This is a genomic window from Streptomyces sp. ID05-26A (assembly GCF_033794685.1).
Classification (GTDB): Bacteria; Actinomycetota; Actinomycetes; order Mycobacteriales; family Pseudonocardiaceae; genus Lentzea.
In genome coordinates, this window is record NZ_JARAYZ010000001.1 from 143,602 (window position 1) to 159,222 (window position 15,621).

Genomic DNA, 15,621 nt, shown 5'->3' on the forward strand with positions numbered 1-15,621 from the left:
GTCGACTTGACCTCACCCCTCAGGTGTGGCCCGCTCTTGGTGGGACTCGTGATGGGACCCCACCGCCAACGCACCCACGTACGCAACAGGCAGCCGCCCAACGCAACAGGCGTGCCATCTACCTACGGGCGGCGCGGGCCCCCTGATCAGATTGCCGGGGGTCTGGGGGCAGAGCCCCCAGGGGAAGCACGCAACAGCAACCCGCCACTCGCAAGGCGACCACCCGCAAGGTCGCGGAACGCAAGGCGACCACGAGACAAGGTCAGCGGATCGCAAGGCGACCACAGGACAAAGCGACACCCAAGACAAACGAAAACGGGACGGAGGAAACCCCCGCCCCGCTCCCACAACCCAACCCTCAGTGAGCCTCACCCAGATAAGCGTCACGAACCCGCTGATCAGCCAGGAGCGAATGCCCAGGACCGTCCAAAGTGGTCTTACCAAGGTCGATCACATACCCGTGATCCGACAACGCCAACGCAGCCAACGCGTTCTGCTCCACCAACAAAATGGTGGTGCCGAGCGACTGCAACTCCTTGATGGTGTCGAAAATCTTCTGCGTCATGATCGGCGAAAGGCCCATGGAGGGCTCGTCGAGCATCAGCAGACGGGGCTTCGACATCATCGCGCGGCCGATGGCGAGCATCTGCTGCTCACCACCGGAGAAGAGCCCGGCCTTGTTGGTCCGGCGCTCCCCCAGCACGGGGAACAGGTCGTACACGCGCTGGATGTCCGCCTCGACACCGTCGTCCTTGCGGACGTAGGCGCCGAGCTGGAGGTTCTCCTCCACGGTCATCCGAGGGAAGAGCCGCCGCCCCTCGGGGCAGTGCGCGATGCCCTCACCGAGGATCGCGTGCGCCGGGTCGTTGTGGATTTCCTTGCCCTGAAACCGGATCGACCCGGACGTCGGCCGCAACAACCCGGAGATGGTGCGCAGAGTCGTGGTCTTGCCCGCACCGTTCGAGCCGATCAACGACACGATCTGGCCGGCCTCGACGGTGAACGAGATGTCGCGGACAGCCTCGATCGCGCCGTAGGACACGGAGAGGTTGCGGACTTCGAGCAGCGCGGTCATGCCTGCTCCTCCTCAGCAGCAGCGGCGGCCTCGACGTCGTGCTGGACTTCGTCCGGGGGCTTGCCGAGGTAGGCCTCGACCACCCGCGGGTCCGCCCGCACGACCTCGGGGCTGCCCTCGACGAGCAGCTCGCCCTGCACGAGCACGGAGACCGAGTCGCACAGACCGAAGATGAACTTGATGTCGTGCTCGATGACCACGACGGAGACACCCGTCTCGCGGATGCGGAAGATCAGCTGCTGCGTCGCTTCCGTCTCCTGCGGGTTCATACCCGCCGTGGGCTCGTCCAGCAGCAGCACCGCCGGGTCCGTCGCCAACGCACGCGCGATCTCCAGACGGCGCTGGTCGCCGTACGGGAGGTTGCGCGAGAGCTCGTCGTCGACGTTGTTCAGGCCGACGAACGCGAGCAGCTCCCGCGACCGCTCGCGAGCCGCCTTCTCACCGCGCTGGTAGGCCGGGCCGTGGAACAGCGAGGCCAGCGGGCCCTGCTTCATCCGGACGTGGCGGCCGACCATGACGTTCTCCAGCACGGACATGCTGGGGAACAGGCGGATGTTCTGGAACGTGCGGGCCACGCCCGCCTCCGTCACCTTCGCCGGGTCACCGGGCAGGACGTTGCCCTTGAGCAACACCTCGCCGGTGGTCGGCGTGTACAGACCCGTCAGGCAGTTGAAGAACGTCGTCTTCCCCGCGCCGTTCGGGCCGATCAGGCCGACGATCTTGCCTTCTTCGAGCGTCAGGGTGACGCCCTTCAACGCTTTGAGGCCACCGAAGACCATCGAGACGTCACGCGCCTCCAACACCGGCGTGCTCATGCCTTCTTCGCCTCCACATGCGCCTCTTCGGCATTTTCGTCGGCGCGTTCGACCATCTCAGCGCGCCTGTGCGCATCGGGGATCAGGCCGACCGGCCGGAACCGCATGATCAGGATCAGCGCGAGGCCGAAGATCATAAGGCGGTAGTCCTCGAAGTCTCGAAGCTTCTCGGGCAGCACGAACAGCAGCGCGGCACCGAGAACGGCACCGGGGATCGAGCCCATGCCGCCGAGGATGACCGCCGCGAGCAGCGTGACCGACTCGAGGAACTTGAACGACTCGTAGGACACGGTGCCGTTCTTGTGTGCGAACACCGCGCCCGCGAGACCCGCGAGCATGGCACCGATGAGGAACGCGAGGATCTTCATCTTGCCGGTGCGGATGCCCATGGCGCGGGCGGCGTCCTCGTCCTCGCGGATCGCGATCCAGGCACGGCCGATGCGGCTGAACTTGAGGTTCGCGAACACCGCCATCGTCGCCGCGACGAGCAGCACGATGAGGACGTAGTACAGGACACCGGCGGGCAACTTCACCGAGCCGATGGTGAACGACTTGTTGAACTCCGCCCCGAACAACGACAGCGCCGGGATGCCCGGGATGGCGTTGGAGCCGTTGGTGAAGCCACCGATGTCGTTCTGCGCGGAGCGGGTGAAGATCTCACCGAACGCCAGCGTCACGATCGCCAGGTAGTCACCGCGGACCCGCAGCGTCGGCGAACCGACGATGGCGCCGAAGATGCCGGCCACGACGGCCGCGATGACGGCGGCGACGGGGAACGGCAGGTCGAAGCCGAAGTACGCGGTGGCGGCACCGGAGAAGTTCGCTGCCACGAGGGCACCGATGCCCATGAACGCCACGTACCCGAGGTCGAGCAGACCCGCGAGACCGACGACGATGTTGAGGCCGATCGCGGTGGCGGCGTAGATGCCGATGTTCGCCGCGACCGTCATCCAGTACTCGTTGCCCGCCTCGGTGAACGGCAGCAGCAGCGCGCACGCCGCCAGCACGATCACGCTGAAGACGCGGTGCTGCTCGGACAGGGCCGAGATCCAGCGGACGAACCCGACGCCGCTCAGTGCGCCGAGCAGACCGCCGGCGAACCCGAGGAACGACAGGAAGATCGCGCCCGCGTACGGGTTGGCCGAGCCGACGCCACCGGTGGTGAGCATCGCGGCGACGGCGTAGAGCACCGCGCCGAACGAGACCAGCAGCACCAGGTACGCGACCGGGGTGGAGATCTTGAACTTCCACTCGCCGACCGGCGTGATGCCGATGCCGTAGCCCGCGAGGATCGTCAGCACACCCGCGACGAGGCCGACCACGCCGCCGAACGCGGTGGCACCGTCGACGGCCGTGATGGCGCCGAGGCCACCACCCTTGACCGTGATGTAGATGGCGTTGACGAACGAGACGATCGTGAGGCCCCAGCCGAGCGCCCGGACGACCCGGCCCTTGGACGGAACCGGTGCGAACGCCGCGACCAGGATGAGAACGCCCAGCAGGAGGACGTGCCAGCGGAAGCCCGTGAGGGCGAACGGCGCGTCGAAGAACTGCAGCGTGGACTTGTCCGGCCAGTTGCCGTCGTTGAGGCTGAACGTGACCCACGGCAGGAGCGCCGCGACGATGCCCAGCACACCACCGGCCGCCGCGAACGGCTTGCCGAGCGAGGCGAGCGGAGAAGGCTTGCCAGAAGTCGTGTCGACCGTACTCATGCGCGCACCCTTTCCGGCTCACCGAACAGACCCTGCGGGCGGAAGACGAGCACGAGGATCAGCACGACGAAGATCCAGACGTAGTCGTACTGGGTGCCACCCGGCATGTACTGACCGGCGATGGTCTTGATCAGACCGATGATGAACGCGCCGATGACCGCGCCGCGGATGCTGCCGACGCCACCCAGGACGGCCGCCGTGAAGGCGAAGATGCCGTTCTGGAAGCCCATGTCGATGTTGATGTTGTTCAGGTAGCCGCCGAACATGATGCCGGCAACACCGGCGAGCACGGCGCCGATGATGAACGTCAGCACGATCACGCGGTCGGGGTTGACGCCCATGAGCTTCGCGGTGTCGGGGTCCTGCGCGGTCGCACGCATCGCGCGGCCCATGCGCGAGCGGTTGATGTAGGTCTGCAGGATGATCGCGAGGCCGACCGAGAGGGCGACGAGCAGGATCCCGGTCCAGGAGATGTTGACCGAGCCGATCGTCAGGTTGCCCTCGGGGAAGACCTTCGGGTACGGCAGGTTGGACTTCGCGTTCGGGTAGAAGACGCGCACAGCCTCCTGCAGGAACACGGACACGCCGAGCGCTGTGATGAGCGGTGCCAGCCGGGGTGCGTTGCGCAGCGGCCGGTAGGCGAACCGTTCCATGATCACGGCGACGATGACCGCCACCGCGATGCCGCCGACGAACATGAGCGGCAGGGCCACGGCAGGCGACTTCTTGAGGTCGTCAGGAAGAAGCGTGAACGTGGCGAGGCCTCCGTACGAGGCCACCATGAAAACCTCGCCGTGGGCGAAGTTGATCAGCTGGATGATGCCGTACACCATCGTGTACCCGAGGGCGATCAGGGCGATCAACGCACCCTGAATGACCCCGTTGGCCAGCTGTTGGAACAGGACTGACACGACTACCTCCGTAGACGGCGGGGGCGAGCAAAGAACGCCCGCCCCCGCCGTGGCTTCAATCAGTGTTTAGGTAGTCGATCAGCCGGTGAAGGTGCCGGTCTGAACGTCCTTCCACTTGGCCGAGGTGACCTGGTAGACGGTCAGGACCTTGTTGGTGCTGTCGCCGTACTGGTCGAACTTGACCTCACCGGTGGCACCGGAGCCGCTGTACTTGCCCACGTTCTGCAGCATGGCGTCGCGCTTCGACTCGTCCCAGGCAGCGCCGTCGACGGTCGCGGCGAGGCCGCCGATGATCGCGTTCGCGGCGTCGTAGGAGAACGCACCGTAGGCGGCGTAGTCCTCCTTGCCGAACTTCGCCTTGTACGCGTCGACGAAGGCCTTGGCCGTGGCCAGGGACTCGGTCGGGGCACCGACGGAGGTGGCGAGGTCGCCCTCCTTGCCGCCGAGCTCGATGTACTTGCCGTCGAAGATGCCGTCGCCGCCCATCAGCGGAACGTCGAGGCCGTTGTCCTTCATCTGCTTGGACAGCGGACCGGCGACGGGGTACTCACCGCCGTAGTAGACGGCCTCCGGGCCGAGGGCCTTGATCTTGGCGATGACGCCGGAGAAGTCGGTGTCCTTCTCGCCGACCTTCTCGGAGCCGACGATCGTGCCACCCTTCTTGGTGACCTGCTTCTGCAGCTCCGCCGCGAGGCCCTCACCGTAGGTCTTGCCGTCGGTGATGATGGCGATCTTCTTCTTGCCGGCCTTCTCGACGAGGTAGTTGGCCGCGTACGGGCCCTGCAGGTCGTCGGTGGTGCAGACGCGGAAGTAGTTGTCGAACTGGCGCTTCGGGGCCGTCAGGAAGTCGTTGCCCCTGGTGAGCGACGGGTTCGTGTTGGCCGGCGACACCTGGGGGATCTTCTTGTCCCGCAGGATCGGCTGGACCGTCTGGGCGACCGACGAGTTCAGCGTGCCGACGACACCCACGACGTTGGGGTCGGTCGACAGCTTCGTGGCGGCCTGGGCACCCTTGGCGGGGTTGGCCTCGTCGTCCTGGGCGGACACCGTCAGCTTGTAGCCCTTGACCGTGCACTTCTTGTTCGCCTCGTCCACGGCGAGCTCGGCGGACTGCTTGATGCCGACGCCGAGAGCGGACAGGTTCCCGGACAACGGGGCGACAACACCGACGGTCAGAGTGCCCTTCGACGTGTCGCAGCTGCCCCCGTTGTTACCGCTGCCCTCATCCTTGTTCGAGCCACAGGCTGCAAGAACAAGCAGCGAGGCACCGACGATCGCTGCGGACTTCACAGAGTGCTTACGCACGTGATGTCCCTCCTCTATCCCTGCTCCCGGCTACGCGAGATCTCCGCGCGCCGCTCCATCACCCTCTCCTGAGGGATGGCCGGAACCTAGGCGATGACTGTGACCGCAGTCATCAAAGCCAATGGGCTCGTGACCATAACGCAACGCGGCGTTATGTTTCACTTAAGCAATCTCACAGACTGTAACCTTCGTTCACTCTTTGGACGGCTGCCATAACGTGGACGTATGACTCCGCGTCGCCGGGTGATCACGGCGGTAGGCGCTGTCGCGATCATCGTCGCGGCGGTGCTGGTTCTGCGTGCCACTGATGATGCCTCGAAGAAGCCCAGTTCAGAGGCCGTTCGCTTAACTAAGTACACGGCAGATTTCGTCAAGGTTTCGTCTCCGCCGGCGCAGCCCAGCCCTCCACCCACCGTTTGGAGCAGCGACGGTCGGGTCCAATGGACTCCCGTGGACGGCGCGGCCGGCTACGAGGTCTACGGGAAGCTCGTCGTGGCGCCCGAGATCGCGGGCTCCGGCCGGCCAGAGGTGCGCGCGGTCGACGCGTTCGGCCAGCGATCTTCGCCGGTCAGGGCGGAGGAACGGCCGAGCGACGACGGTTGGCGCCGAACGATCAACGGCTGGCTCGACGACTTCGACGACACGTTCTTCGAACGCCGTTACCACCTGAGCGGACGGCGCGGGTGCGTCAACCCGAGTTCGGGTTCCGGCGGCCGCCTTGTGCTCGACATGCCGTGCGGGAACGACACGGCCGTGTTGCGCGCACGGACGCCGATGCAGCTGAACGAGTCGGGCGAACGGGGCCGGGTGGCCGTCGTGACGGACGCGGCCGGGCCACGCGGAAGGCTCGTGCTCGACCTGGTCCCCGGAACGCCCGACCGGCTCGGACCCATACCTCCTCCTGATGCGATCCGCGTGGTGGTGGACGACTCGGTCGCCCCCGGAACGCGGGGAGCAGGCGTTCTGCATCGATTCGAAGCGGTGCTGACAGATAACGATGTGCGCGTCATGCAAGATGGCGCCCAGATCGCGTCGCTGCCGGTCGTGCCGAAGTGGCGTGAAGCGAGTGTGTTGGTCAGCGTGACCCCGCCGCCGAGCTATCCCGGACGTGTGGAGATCGATGCCATCGGCTTCACGGGTGGCCTTCAGCCCATGGCCGAGGTGACCGAGACACCGGTCGTCGCGGGCACGTTGCGCGTGCTCGCACCCGACGAGGAGGCGCCGAACATCGGTATAGCGCGCGCACCGCTGCGTGCGGCGTCTTCAGCACGGTTGCGGACGACGGTGCGGTTCGGCGACGGCGGTGATCCGAACGGCCTGGTCGCGGAGCTCGGACCGGCGAGGGTGCCGCTGCGGCCGGAGGTGAGCGGCTGGTCGGCGGCGGAGGACAGCGAGTTGACGCTGGTGGGAGACGTGCCCGCCGAGTTGCTCGGAGAAGCCGGTGCGCACGCGCTGACGCCGTTCGTGCTGCGGATGCCCGGCGCGTCGCAGGCCCAGGTGCTGGAGAGCTATCTGGAGGTGCCCGGCCAGTCGCCGGCAAAACTGGAGAACGCCCCGGCCGAGCCACCGCCCGTTTTGCCCGTCATGACCGCTGAGTTCACCGCTAAGGGCCCGAACGAGGTGACCTTGGTCATCACCCTCGACGCCGCCCATGCACGCTCTGTGGCGCCGATAGCGGGCTTCGAGGTGTACGTCGACAGCTCTCTCGCGGCGACCGTGCCGATACCCGGTGGCGTAGGTGGCCGGCACGAGTTGCTGATCGAACTGAAAGGCAGCCACAACGTCGAAGTCCGCCTGCGCCCCGAGGATCCGGGGCGGCAGACGGACTCCGTGTTGCTCGAACTCAGCAGAAGCTGACTCAGCCGAAGTTCTCGATGACGGCCTCGGCGACGGCCTTCATCGTCGTGCGGCGGTCCATGGCGGTGCGCTGCACCCACTTGAACGCCTCGGGCTCGCTCAGACCCTGCTTGGTCATGAGAATGCCCTTGGCGCGTTCCACGACCTTGCGGGTCTCCAGGCGCTCGGTGAGCCCGGCGACCTCCTGCTCCAGCGCGGCCAGCTCGTTGAACCGGCTCATCGCCAGCTCGATCGCGGGCACGAGGTCCCGCTTCTGGAACGGCTTGACCAGGTAGGCCATCGCACCCGCGTCACGGGCGCGCTCGACCAGGTCGCGCTGGCTGAACGCGGTGAGGATCACGACCGGCGCGATCCGGTTGCCCGCGATGTGCTGCGCCGCTTCGATCCCGTCGACCTTGGGCATCTTGACGTCCAGGATCACCAGATCGGGGTCGAGTTCGGTCGCGAGCTTGATGGCCTCTTCACCATCTGCGGCCTCGCCCGCCACGTCGTAGCCTTCTTCGCGCAACATCTCCACGAGGTCGAGGCGGATCAGCGCCTCGTCCTCGGCGACGAGCACGCGAGGGGCCTTGCGCGTGGCTTCGGACTGGGCCTCGGCAGCCTGCTGGGTCACCGGGGTCCTCCTGACGATCGTTCCTGCGGGCGAAAGCGCAGTCTAGCGGTGGTCAGGCCGCTGATCAGGCTCACCGGCCGTGACGGCAGACACGAACTCCTCAGGCCACGGATAGGTCCGCAGGCCTTCCTCGACGTCCTCGGTCGGAGCGTCGAGGCGGCGCAGCACGATCTGCCGGGTGGTCCCGAACTGCGGGTGGCCGAGCCTGTGCCGGATCTCGTCCTCGGAGGGACCACCGGCCCACTCGGTGAACCAGGCCCCGCCCATCGGGAGTGCGCGCAACCAGCTGGCGTCATGCCACAGGTGTACCCGGCGCAGCAGGGCGCTCCCAGTGGCCGATTCGGCGATTTCGTCGTCGTTGCCGCCGCCGTCGGTGTACTCGACGCCGCGGTGCTCGTGCATCCAGCGCACGTACCGCATGCCGAAGTCCCAGGCCTGCTCGTCGACCCCGGCCAGCACGACCCCGGCGTCCCCGGTGGCCAGCTCGGCCGACCTCCGGTACTGCCGGTGCGCGAGACCGGCGACGCCCATGCCGAACCCGCCCTCGGTGCGCGGCAGCAGTTCGAACAGCAGCGGGCCGAGAGCCCTGGTGTTCAGGTGCAGCCTCAGCGTCTCCCCCGGTTCCACGCTCCGGAACGCGTGGGCGGGCCTGATGAGGCTCGCGGGCGGCATCAGCTGGAGCATGCTCGCGGCGGTGCAGCCCGCGAGCAGCACCTTGGCCTCCAGCTGACGCTGGGCCTCGGTGGTGGCGTCGGGCAGCAACGCGGCCCCGTCGCGGACGGCCGGAACCGCCTGGGACAGGTTCTCGCCCGTGTAGGCGCGCCGGAGATCGGCGAGCTGGTCCGTCGTGGACAGACGTGCCATGACAGCAGTCCTCGTTTCCGCCGCCCGGCTCGGCCGACAAGGACGCATGTGCACGCGTCTAGGTGGTCGGGTTCGCTTCAGCGAGCAGGAGTTGCTGAACACTGCGGCGGAGAATGCCACTCGCTGCCGGGGAGTGGCTCCAGCCTCACGTCTGCTCGGACGCCACTGACCACGGTACCGGACCGGCGCACCTGCTTTTCCCGGCTAGTCGGCGCCGACTATCAGCTTGTACCTCACGTCGACCTCCTTGCCGCCTCCCGAACCGCGGATCAGGAGCTCGTGCTCACCGGACGCCGGCGCGGGGATCCACGCGTAGAGGCCACAGCCCACGGAGTTGATCCGACCGGCCGCCGTGCCGTACGGGTTGCCCGCGCGCGCCTCGTAGGTGAACGGCGTGGCGGACACCTTCGTGAGCGTCTGCGTCGAGCCGTCCAGCAGCACCTCGCCCTGTGCGCGCTTCATGAACGTCTCGCAGGAGGTGACGTCGCTCGCGAGGTTCACGACGGGTGCGAGCAACGGCTTGGAGGCGGGGACCCGGCACTGCCGTTCGACCGGACCTTCAGCGAGCGTCCCGGCGAGCAGCCAGACCTCGACGGGCTGGTCCCGCATGCAGAAGCGTCCGGAGGTGTCGGACACCGGATTGCTGCCGGACGGCTGGGAAGCCCAGGTCCACCAGCGGGCCTGGAAGTCGGCCGGCGCCAGTTTGTCCGATGTGGACGATTGAGAGGTGGGGGGTTGTGCCGCCATTTGCGCGTTTCCGCCACAACCGGCGAGCAGAACAACCAAGAACAGCAGGACAATCCTCACTGGTTCTCGCGTCCCTTGCGTCGTTGTTCCTCCGCGCGCTCACGACAGCGGCGCAGGAACTCCTGATCGTCGTCAGCTTGAGTGGCCGCGAACCGTCCCGGCCGGTCGTACTCGGGAAAAGCAGAAGCACTCCGCTCGTGCGCCCCGAATCGCGCGCGCCCGGTCCCCACCACCGGACGGCCCGCGACGAACCAGGCGATCGAGCCCACCAACGGGAACAGCAAGACCAGGAGAAGCCACATCATCTTCGGCAGATTACGAACAGAACCCTCGTCCGTCGTGATCACGTCCACGACGGCGAAGATCGTCACGCCGAGCATCACCACTCCGAACAGCCCACCGAAGTACAGCATCTCCTACCCCCAGGTCGTGCGGTCGCCGCACATATTGACACAAGAGCCACTCCAAGAACACAGTTCACACGTCAATCATCTCGCAGCCAATTCACGAAGCTGTGAATCCGCCGAAACAAAAGCCCCATTGACGGCGTCTCGCCTCGTGCGGCCATCAGGCCCACAGCAGCTGCCCGCCGACCTGAGCAACCAATTCACCCCGCTGGAGGAAAAGGAGCAACAACAGGCCCCAATTCCGAACTCCGCCGCGTCGTCCCGAATTGCCCCCACTCGATTCGAACGACGTTTCGCGGGCCGGAACGTTCACACCGTCCCAGTTGGACTGGACCACTTGAACGAACACGCCGCCGAGCCGTTCCGCGCCTGACGCTGAGCACCAGACTTGCTGCACGTCCGTTGTCCAGGCCGTAAGCAGGCCTTAGCGTCGGAGGTATGCCCCAGGGTGCCGAGAGCTTGCTGGACGTGCTGGCCGCGCACGACGTCGAGGTGGTGTTCGGACTGCCCGGCGTGCACAACCTCGCCATCTGGGAGGCGCTGCAACTACACCCGGGCATCCGCATGATCGGCGTGCGCCACGAGCAGACGGCTGTCTACGCGGCAGACGGCTACGCACGTGCCACGGGCAGGCTGGGTGTGGCGATCGTGACCACCGGCCCCGGCGCGGCGAACACCCTGGGCGCCACCGGCGAGGCGTGGGCGTCCGGCAGCCCGGTGCTCGTGATCGCCACGGACATCCCGTCCACGCTCCGGAGGCCCGGCGTCCATCGCGGCGTGCTGCACGAGACGCGCGACCAGAAGGCCATGTTCGTCCCGGTCACCAAGGCGTCGTTCGACGTTCCCTCCGCTGTGGACGTGGCCGCGTACACGGACAAGGCCGTGCAGCAGGCCACCCGGAGCCCGCACGGTCCGGTCTATCTGGGCATCCCCACTGACTTCCTCTCCGCCGAGGTCCCGCACCACACCGTCACGAGGGCCGAGCCCGCCCGCGCGATCGTCGACCTGACCGAAGCCGAACGCCTTGTCGCCGCGGCGACGAGACCGTTGATCTGGGCGGGCGGCGGCGCGGCACGGTCAGGAGCCGGCGACGCGATCAGCGCGTTGGCCGCGAAACTGCAAGCACCGATCATCACGACGTACGGCGCGCGCGGCCTGACGGACAGCCCTCACGTCGTGCGAGGCCCAGTGCACGCACCGCCCGTAGGCAAACTGTGGGACGACGCCGACCTCGTCATCGGCATCGGCACCGACTTCGACGGCATGATGACCCAGAACTGGTTGCAGCCGCAGCCGTCCGCCCTGCTCGCCGTCAACATCGACAAGGCCGAGGCGAACAAGAACTACCAGGCGGACGTCACGCTGGAAGGCGATGCGGCCGCCGTCACCGCCGCACTCGCCGCCAGGGTGACCGCCAAGGAAGCCTCCGTCGACGTCGAAGCCGTGAACGCCGAGGTGCGCGCGCTGGCCGAAGCCGACTCCCCCGAGGCCCTGAAGTTGTTGCGGGCGCTGGAAGGCACGGACGCCACGATCGTCGCCGACATGTGCATCCCGGGCTACTGGATCGGCGGCTTCCACCACGTCACGAAACCCCGTGGCCTCGCCTACCCGGTCGGCTGGGGCACGCTCGGCTTCGGCTTCCCGGCGGCCATCGGCGCCGCCGTCGCACACCGCACGATCGCAGTCGTGGGCGACGGCGGCTTCCTCTTCGCGTGCGGCGACCTCGCCACGCTCAGGCAAGAAGGCCTGCCGCTCACCATCGTGCTCGTCGACGACGGCGGCTACGGCATGCTCCGCTACGACCAGCGGATCGCGAACCACGCGATCAGCGGCGTCGACCTGACCCGCCCGGACTTCGCCAGGCTCGCCGAGAGCTTCGGCATCCCGGCCGTCACTCTGAACGGATTCGACGGCCTGGCGGACGCACTGGCCGCGGCCTCCGGTCCGAACATGATCGTCGTCAACGCGCACCTCGACCCGCCGATCACCACGTCCCCGCGCTGGTACCGCAAAAACGCCACTTGATCAGGCATCTCCTCGGTACCTTCCCGTTCATGGGACGTGGCCTGGGGATCGTGCTCGTCGTGCAGGCGGCGGTGCTGACGGCGTTGTCGGGCCGCTACGGCTTCCACCGCGACGAGCTCTACTTCATCGCGGCCGGCAAACGCCCGGACTGGGGCTACGTCGACCAGCCGCCGATCACGCCGATCCTCGCCCGCCTCACGACCGAGGTGTTCGGCGAGACCCCGACGGGCCTGCGCGTCACGGCAACGCTTTTCGCACTCGCCATCACCGTCGTCGTCGCCCTGACCGCGAAAGAACTCGGTGGCGGCACCACGTTCGCCGCCGCCGCCTCCGCGACGTCGACGTTCGTCCTGGCCGTGAGCCACATGCTCTCCACCGCCACCATCGATCTGCTGATCTGGGTCCTGATCGGCTACTTCGCCGTCAGACTCCTGAAATCCGGCGACGGCCGCTGGTGGCTCGCCCTCGGCGCGACGGCAGGCGTGGGCCTGGCCAACAAGTGGCTCCTGCTGTTGCTGCTGGCAGCCCTGGGCGGCGCGCTCCTGGCCGTGGGCCCGCGCACCGTCCTGCGCACGTGGTGGCTCCCCGCAGGCGTGGCGGTGTGCGCGGTCATCGCCGCTCCGGTGGTGGTGTGGCAGGCGTTGCACGACTTCCCGTTGCTCACGGTGGCCCGCGGCATCAGCGAGGACGACGGCACCGAGAACCGCATCATGTTCGTCCCGATGCAGCTCCTGATGCTGTCCCCGCTCCTCGTCCCGGTGTGGCTGATCGGCCTCCGGAACCTCTGGCGCGACAGGACCTTCCGCTCGATCGCGCTCGCCTACCCGATCCTCTGCGTCCTGTGCCTCGTCACCGGCGGCAAGCCGTACTACGCGGTCCCGCTGCTGCTCGTCCTGATGGCCGCAGGCGCACGCCAGGCCCAGGAGTGGTTGCAGAGCAACAAGAAGCTCGGCAGCGTCCTGGTGACCTTGAGCGTCGTACCGGCCCTGGTCGGCTCCCTGCCGATCCTCCCGCCGAACGCCCTGGGCCCGGTCATCGCCATCAACCCGGAACAGGGCGAACAGGTCGGCTGGCGCGAACTGGCCCTGACCGTCCAGGACGCCTGGCAGGACAACGACCGCCCCGTCGTCATCACCCGCAACTACGGCCAGGCCGGCGCGATCGAGGCCTACACCGAGATCCACACGTACTCGGGTCACATGTCCTTCTACGACTGGGGACCTCCCGAGTCCACCAGTTCCAAAGTCCTGCTGGTCGGGTTCAGTCAGCCACCGTTCGACGACTGCGGGGTCGTCGCCACGCACCACAACCCCGTGGAGAACGAAGAAGACGGCACGGAGATAAAGGTCTGCACGGCACCAACGGAACCATGGGACTCCTTCTGGCCGAAGCTGCGCCACTACTACTGAGCAGCACCGGCCACTTAGGACGTTGGAACTGCTCCACCACGAACCCCTCTTCGGCTGAATTCGCCCGAACCTGGTGGAAACACAGGTTGTGTGGCTCTAACTTCATTTCATGCCAAAGAGAGACTCCACGGTCCGAGGTCGGGAGTTCGGCGCGGGCATACGCGCGGCCCTCGAGAAGGCGGGCCTGACCGGACGCGGCGCCGCCCACCTCGCGGGCTGGGACCCGGCCAAGCTGTCCGACCTGCTCAACGGCAAGGGAGGTATCAGCGAGCACGACCTCGTCCGGCTGCTGGGCGTCTGCCGCACGCCGATCGAGGAGTCCGACCACCTGCTGGCGGTGTTCCGCGAGGCCGACCGATCAGGCTGGCTCCAGGTGCACGGCGAGAGGCAACCGGTGCTGCCCCGCACGCTCAGCGAACACGAAGCGGTAGCCACCGAGAGCATCTGCTGGAGCATGAACCTCATCCCCGGACCTCTCCAGCTGCCGGACTACTTCCGCGCGTTGATCGCCAGCAACCCGAACACTCCCCAGCGTGAGGCGGACGAACGCGTCGCGGCTCGTGCCGCTCGTCAGCAGCAGTTGTTCAGACGCCGCTGCGACATGACGTTCTACATCCACGAGCAGGCACTGCGGCTCCCGGTCGGCAGTTCCGAGGTCATGTCCGACCAGTTGCACCACCTCGTGACCATGGGAGTCCGCCCGTACATCACCTATCGAGTTCTGCTCACATCGCTGGGGGCACACGCAGGCCTGGCGGGATCCTTCACCCTCATGACGTTCGAGAAGCTGGAACCCGTCGTGTTCATCGATGCCGAGAACCACGCCGTCTTCCTCGACGACAGAGGCTCCGCCAAGGCGTACAAGAACATCGTGAGCTCGCTCGACCAAGCCGCGCTGGATGCGGAACAATCGAAGGAGTTGATCGAACGCTTGACCTCATGAGGGGGCACGTCAGATGACCGAGTGGCGGAAGAGCACCTACAGCGTCAACGGCACCGACTGCGTGGAGATCGGCCACGGCGTCGGTGTGCGGGACAGCAAGGCTCCAGCCACCCACATCGCGCTCGGACCAAGCACGTGGACCGCGTTCCTCACGGCGACGAAGGCTGACAAACTCACCCGGTGACCCGATCCTGGCCCACCAACCTCGCCCACGACGAAGGCGTTCTCGCCTGGGAGTTCCTGGACTTCCTCCGCAAGACCGCGGTCATGAAGGTAGAGGGCCTCACCCGCGACCAGGCCGCGACGGCCCCGATCGCCACGTCCCCGAAGCTGACGCCCCTCGGCCTGCTCAAGCACCTGACGGCCGTCGAGCGGTACTGGCTGTGCATCGCGGGCGCGGGCCTCGACCTGCCGTCGCTGTGGCAGGGCGACCCGGACCCGTCCTGGAACATCGAAGACGACGACACCCCGGCGTCGCTCATCCAGGCCTACCGCGAGGAATGGGCGAACGCCGAAGCGCTGAAGAAGCTGGACCCGGACGCGACGGCAGCGGACGGCAAGCGCACCGTGCGGTGGATCCTGGCCCACGTGGCTCAGGAAACCGCGCGCCACGTGGGCCATCTGGACCTGCTCCGCGAACTCGCGGACGGTCAGACCGGCGAGTAGAGCTCAGCCGGTGCGACCGCGACGGGCGCGCCACCGGTCACGCAGCTCGACGAACGCGATACCGGCGAACAACATCACGTGCTGGCCCACGAACCACGCGAACGCCAACCAGAAAGTGGTCTGCAACCACAGCACCAGGCTGGTGATCAACGCGAACCCCATGTAAAGGCCGAACGCGAGAACCCGCTCGACGAAGAACTTCCTGAAGCGTTGAACAGCACCCATCGCATCCTCAACCAGTGACCTCACCCGGCCACACCGGGATCAACTCC

16 protein-coding genes are annotated in these 15,621 nt (G+C 67.1%); 6 read left to right on the forward strand and 10 right to left on the reverse strand.

Annotated elements, in window-relative coordinates; all coding sequences use genetic code 11:
• Positions 1 to 358 precede the first annotated feature (358 nt).
• From PV646_RS00735 to PV646_RS00755, 5 genes are all read right to left on the reverse strand, one after another.
• Entirely contained in the window at positions 359 to 1,075 is a 717-nt protein-coding gene (locus PV646_RS00735; protein ID WP_500339496.1) for an ABC transporter ATP-binding protein, read from the reverse strand.
• Positions 1,072 to 1,890 carry an ABC transporter ATP-binding protein gene (locus PV646_RS00740; RefSeq protein WP_189158544.1) on the reverse strand — a complete coding sequence of 273 codons (819 nt, stop codon included), beginning with the start codon at positions 1,888 to 1,890 and terminating at the stop codon, positions 1,072 to 1,074. The genes PV646_RS00735 and PV646_RS00740 overlap by 4 nt, the downstream gene beginning before the upstream one ends.
• Positions 1,887 to 3,602: a branched-chain amino acid ABC transporter permease gene (locus PV646_RS00745; protein ID WP_500339497.1), complete on the reverse strand. Its 1,716-nt coding sequence runs from the start codon at positions 3,600 to 3,602 to the stop codon at positions 1,887 to 1,889. The genes PV646_RS00740 and PV646_RS00745 overlap by 4 nt, the downstream gene beginning before the upstream one ends.
• Complete coding sequence (locus PV646_RS00750) at positions 3,599 to 4,513, reverse strand: branched-chain amino acid ABC transporter permease (RefSeq protein ID WP_500339498.1); 915 nt, start codon at positions 4,511 to 4,513, stop codon at positions 3,599 to 3,601. Before PV646_RS00750 ends, PV646_RS00745 begins: the two co-directional genes overlap by 4 nt.
• A gap of 78 nt (positions 4,514 to 4,591) precedes the next feature.
• Positions 4,592 to 5,818 (reverse strand): branched-chain amino acid ABC transporter substrate-binding protein, encoded by a 1,227-nt coding sequence (locus tag PV646_RS00755; protein ID WP_500339499.1) that lies wholly within the window; start codon positions 5,816 to 5,818, stop codon positions 4,592 to 4,594.
• A 450-nt stretch (positions 5,819 to 6,268) separates the two neighbouring features.
• On the opposite strand from PV646_RS00755, the gene PV646_RS00760 reads away from it, so the two are divergent.
• Complete coding sequence (locus tag PV646_RS00760) at positions 6,269 to 7,675, forward strand: hypothetical protein (protein ID WP_500339500.1); 1,407 nt, start codon at positions 6,269 to 6,271, stop codon at positions 7,673 to 7,675.
• 1 nt (position 7,676) lies between these two features.
• Here the strand turns inward: PV646_RS00760 and PV646_RS00765 are convergent, their stop codons facing one another.
• The 4 genes from PV646_RS00765 to PV646_RS00780 form a co-directional block, all read right to left on the reverse strand.
• The gene (locus tag PV646_RS00765) at positions 7,677 to 8,288 is read right to left on the reverse strand and encodes an ANTAR domain-containing response regulator (protein WP_500339501.1); all 612 of its coding nucleotides are present in this window, start codon (positions 8,286 to 8,288) and stop codon (positions 7,677 to 7,679) included.
• 42 nt (positions 8,289 to 8,330) lie between these two features.
• The gene (locus PV646_RS00770) at positions 8,331 to 9,152 is read right to left on the reverse strand and encodes a hypothetical protein (protein ID WP_500339502.1); all 822 of its coding nucleotides are present in this window, start codon (positions 9,150 to 9,152) and stop codon (positions 8,331 to 8,333) included.
• Positions 9,153 to 9,356: 204 nt separating this feature from the next.
• A complete protein-coding gene (locus PV646_RS00775) occupies positions 9,357 to 9,761 on the reverse strand; it encodes a signal protein (protein WP_500339503.1) in 405 nt (134 codons plus the stop codon).
• 194 nt (positions 9,762 to 9,955) lie between these two features.
• Positions 9,956 to 10,312 carry a PLDc N-terminal domain-containing protein gene (locus PV646_RS00780; RefSeq protein ID WP_500339504.1) on the reverse strand — a complete coding sequence of 119 codons (357 nt, stop codon included), beginning with the start codon at positions 10,310 to 10,312 and terminating at the stop codon, positions 9,956 to 9,958.
• A gap of 432 nt (positions 10,313 to 10,744) precedes the next feature.
• Here PV646_RS00780 and PV646_RS00785 point away from each other — a divergent pair, with 432 nt between their 5' ends.
• From PV646_RS00785 to PV646_RS00805, 5 genes are all read left to right on the forward strand, one after another.
• Positions 10,745 to 12,331, forward strand: coding sequence for a thiamine pyrophosphate-binding protein (locus tag PV646_RS00785; protein WP_500339505.1), 1,587 nt, complete (start codon positions 10,745 to 10,747; stop codon positions 12,329 to 12,331).
• 29 nt (positions 12,332 to 12,360) lie between these two features.
• The gene (locus PV646_RS00790; protein WP_500339506.1) at positions 12,361 to 13,740 is read left to right on the forward strand and encodes an ArnT family glycosyltransferase; all 1,380 of its coding nucleotides are present in this window, start codon (positions 12,361 to 12,363) and stop codon (positions 13,738 to 13,740) included.
• Positions 13,741 to 13,849: 109 nt separating this feature from the next.
• Positions 13,850 to 14,683 (forward strand): helix-turn-helix domain-containing protein, encoded by an 834-nt coding sequence (locus PV646_RS00795; RefSeq protein WP_500339507.1) that lies wholly within the window; start codon positions 13,850 to 13,852, stop codon positions 14,681 to 14,683.
• Positions 14,684 to 14,696: 13 nt separating this feature from the next.
• Positions 14,697 to 14,867, forward strand: a complete 171-nt coding sequence (locus PV646_RS00800) for a DUF397 domain-containing protein (RefSeq protein ID WP_500339508.1) — start codon at positions 14,697 to 14,699, stop codon at positions 14,865 to 14,867.
• Positions 14,864 to 15,349: a DinB family protein gene (locus PV646_RS00805; RefSeq protein ID WP_500339509.1), complete on the forward strand. Its 486-nt coding sequence runs from the start codon at positions 14,864 to 14,866 to the stop codon at positions 15,347 to 15,349. Before PV646_RS00800 ends, PV646_RS00805 begins: the two co-directional genes overlap by 4 nt.
• A gap of 3 nt (positions 15,350 to 15,352) precedes the next feature.
• Here PV646_RS00805 and PV646_RS00810 read toward each other — a convergent pair whose 3' ends face one another.
• Positions 15,353 to 15,574 carry a hypothetical protein gene (locus PV646_RS00810; RefSeq protein ID WP_500339510.1) on the reverse strand — a complete coding sequence of 74 codons (222 nt, stop codon included), beginning with the start codon at positions 15,572 to 15,574 and terminating at the stop codon, positions 15,353 to 15,355.
• Positions 15,575 to 15,621 lie beyond the last annotated feature (47 nt).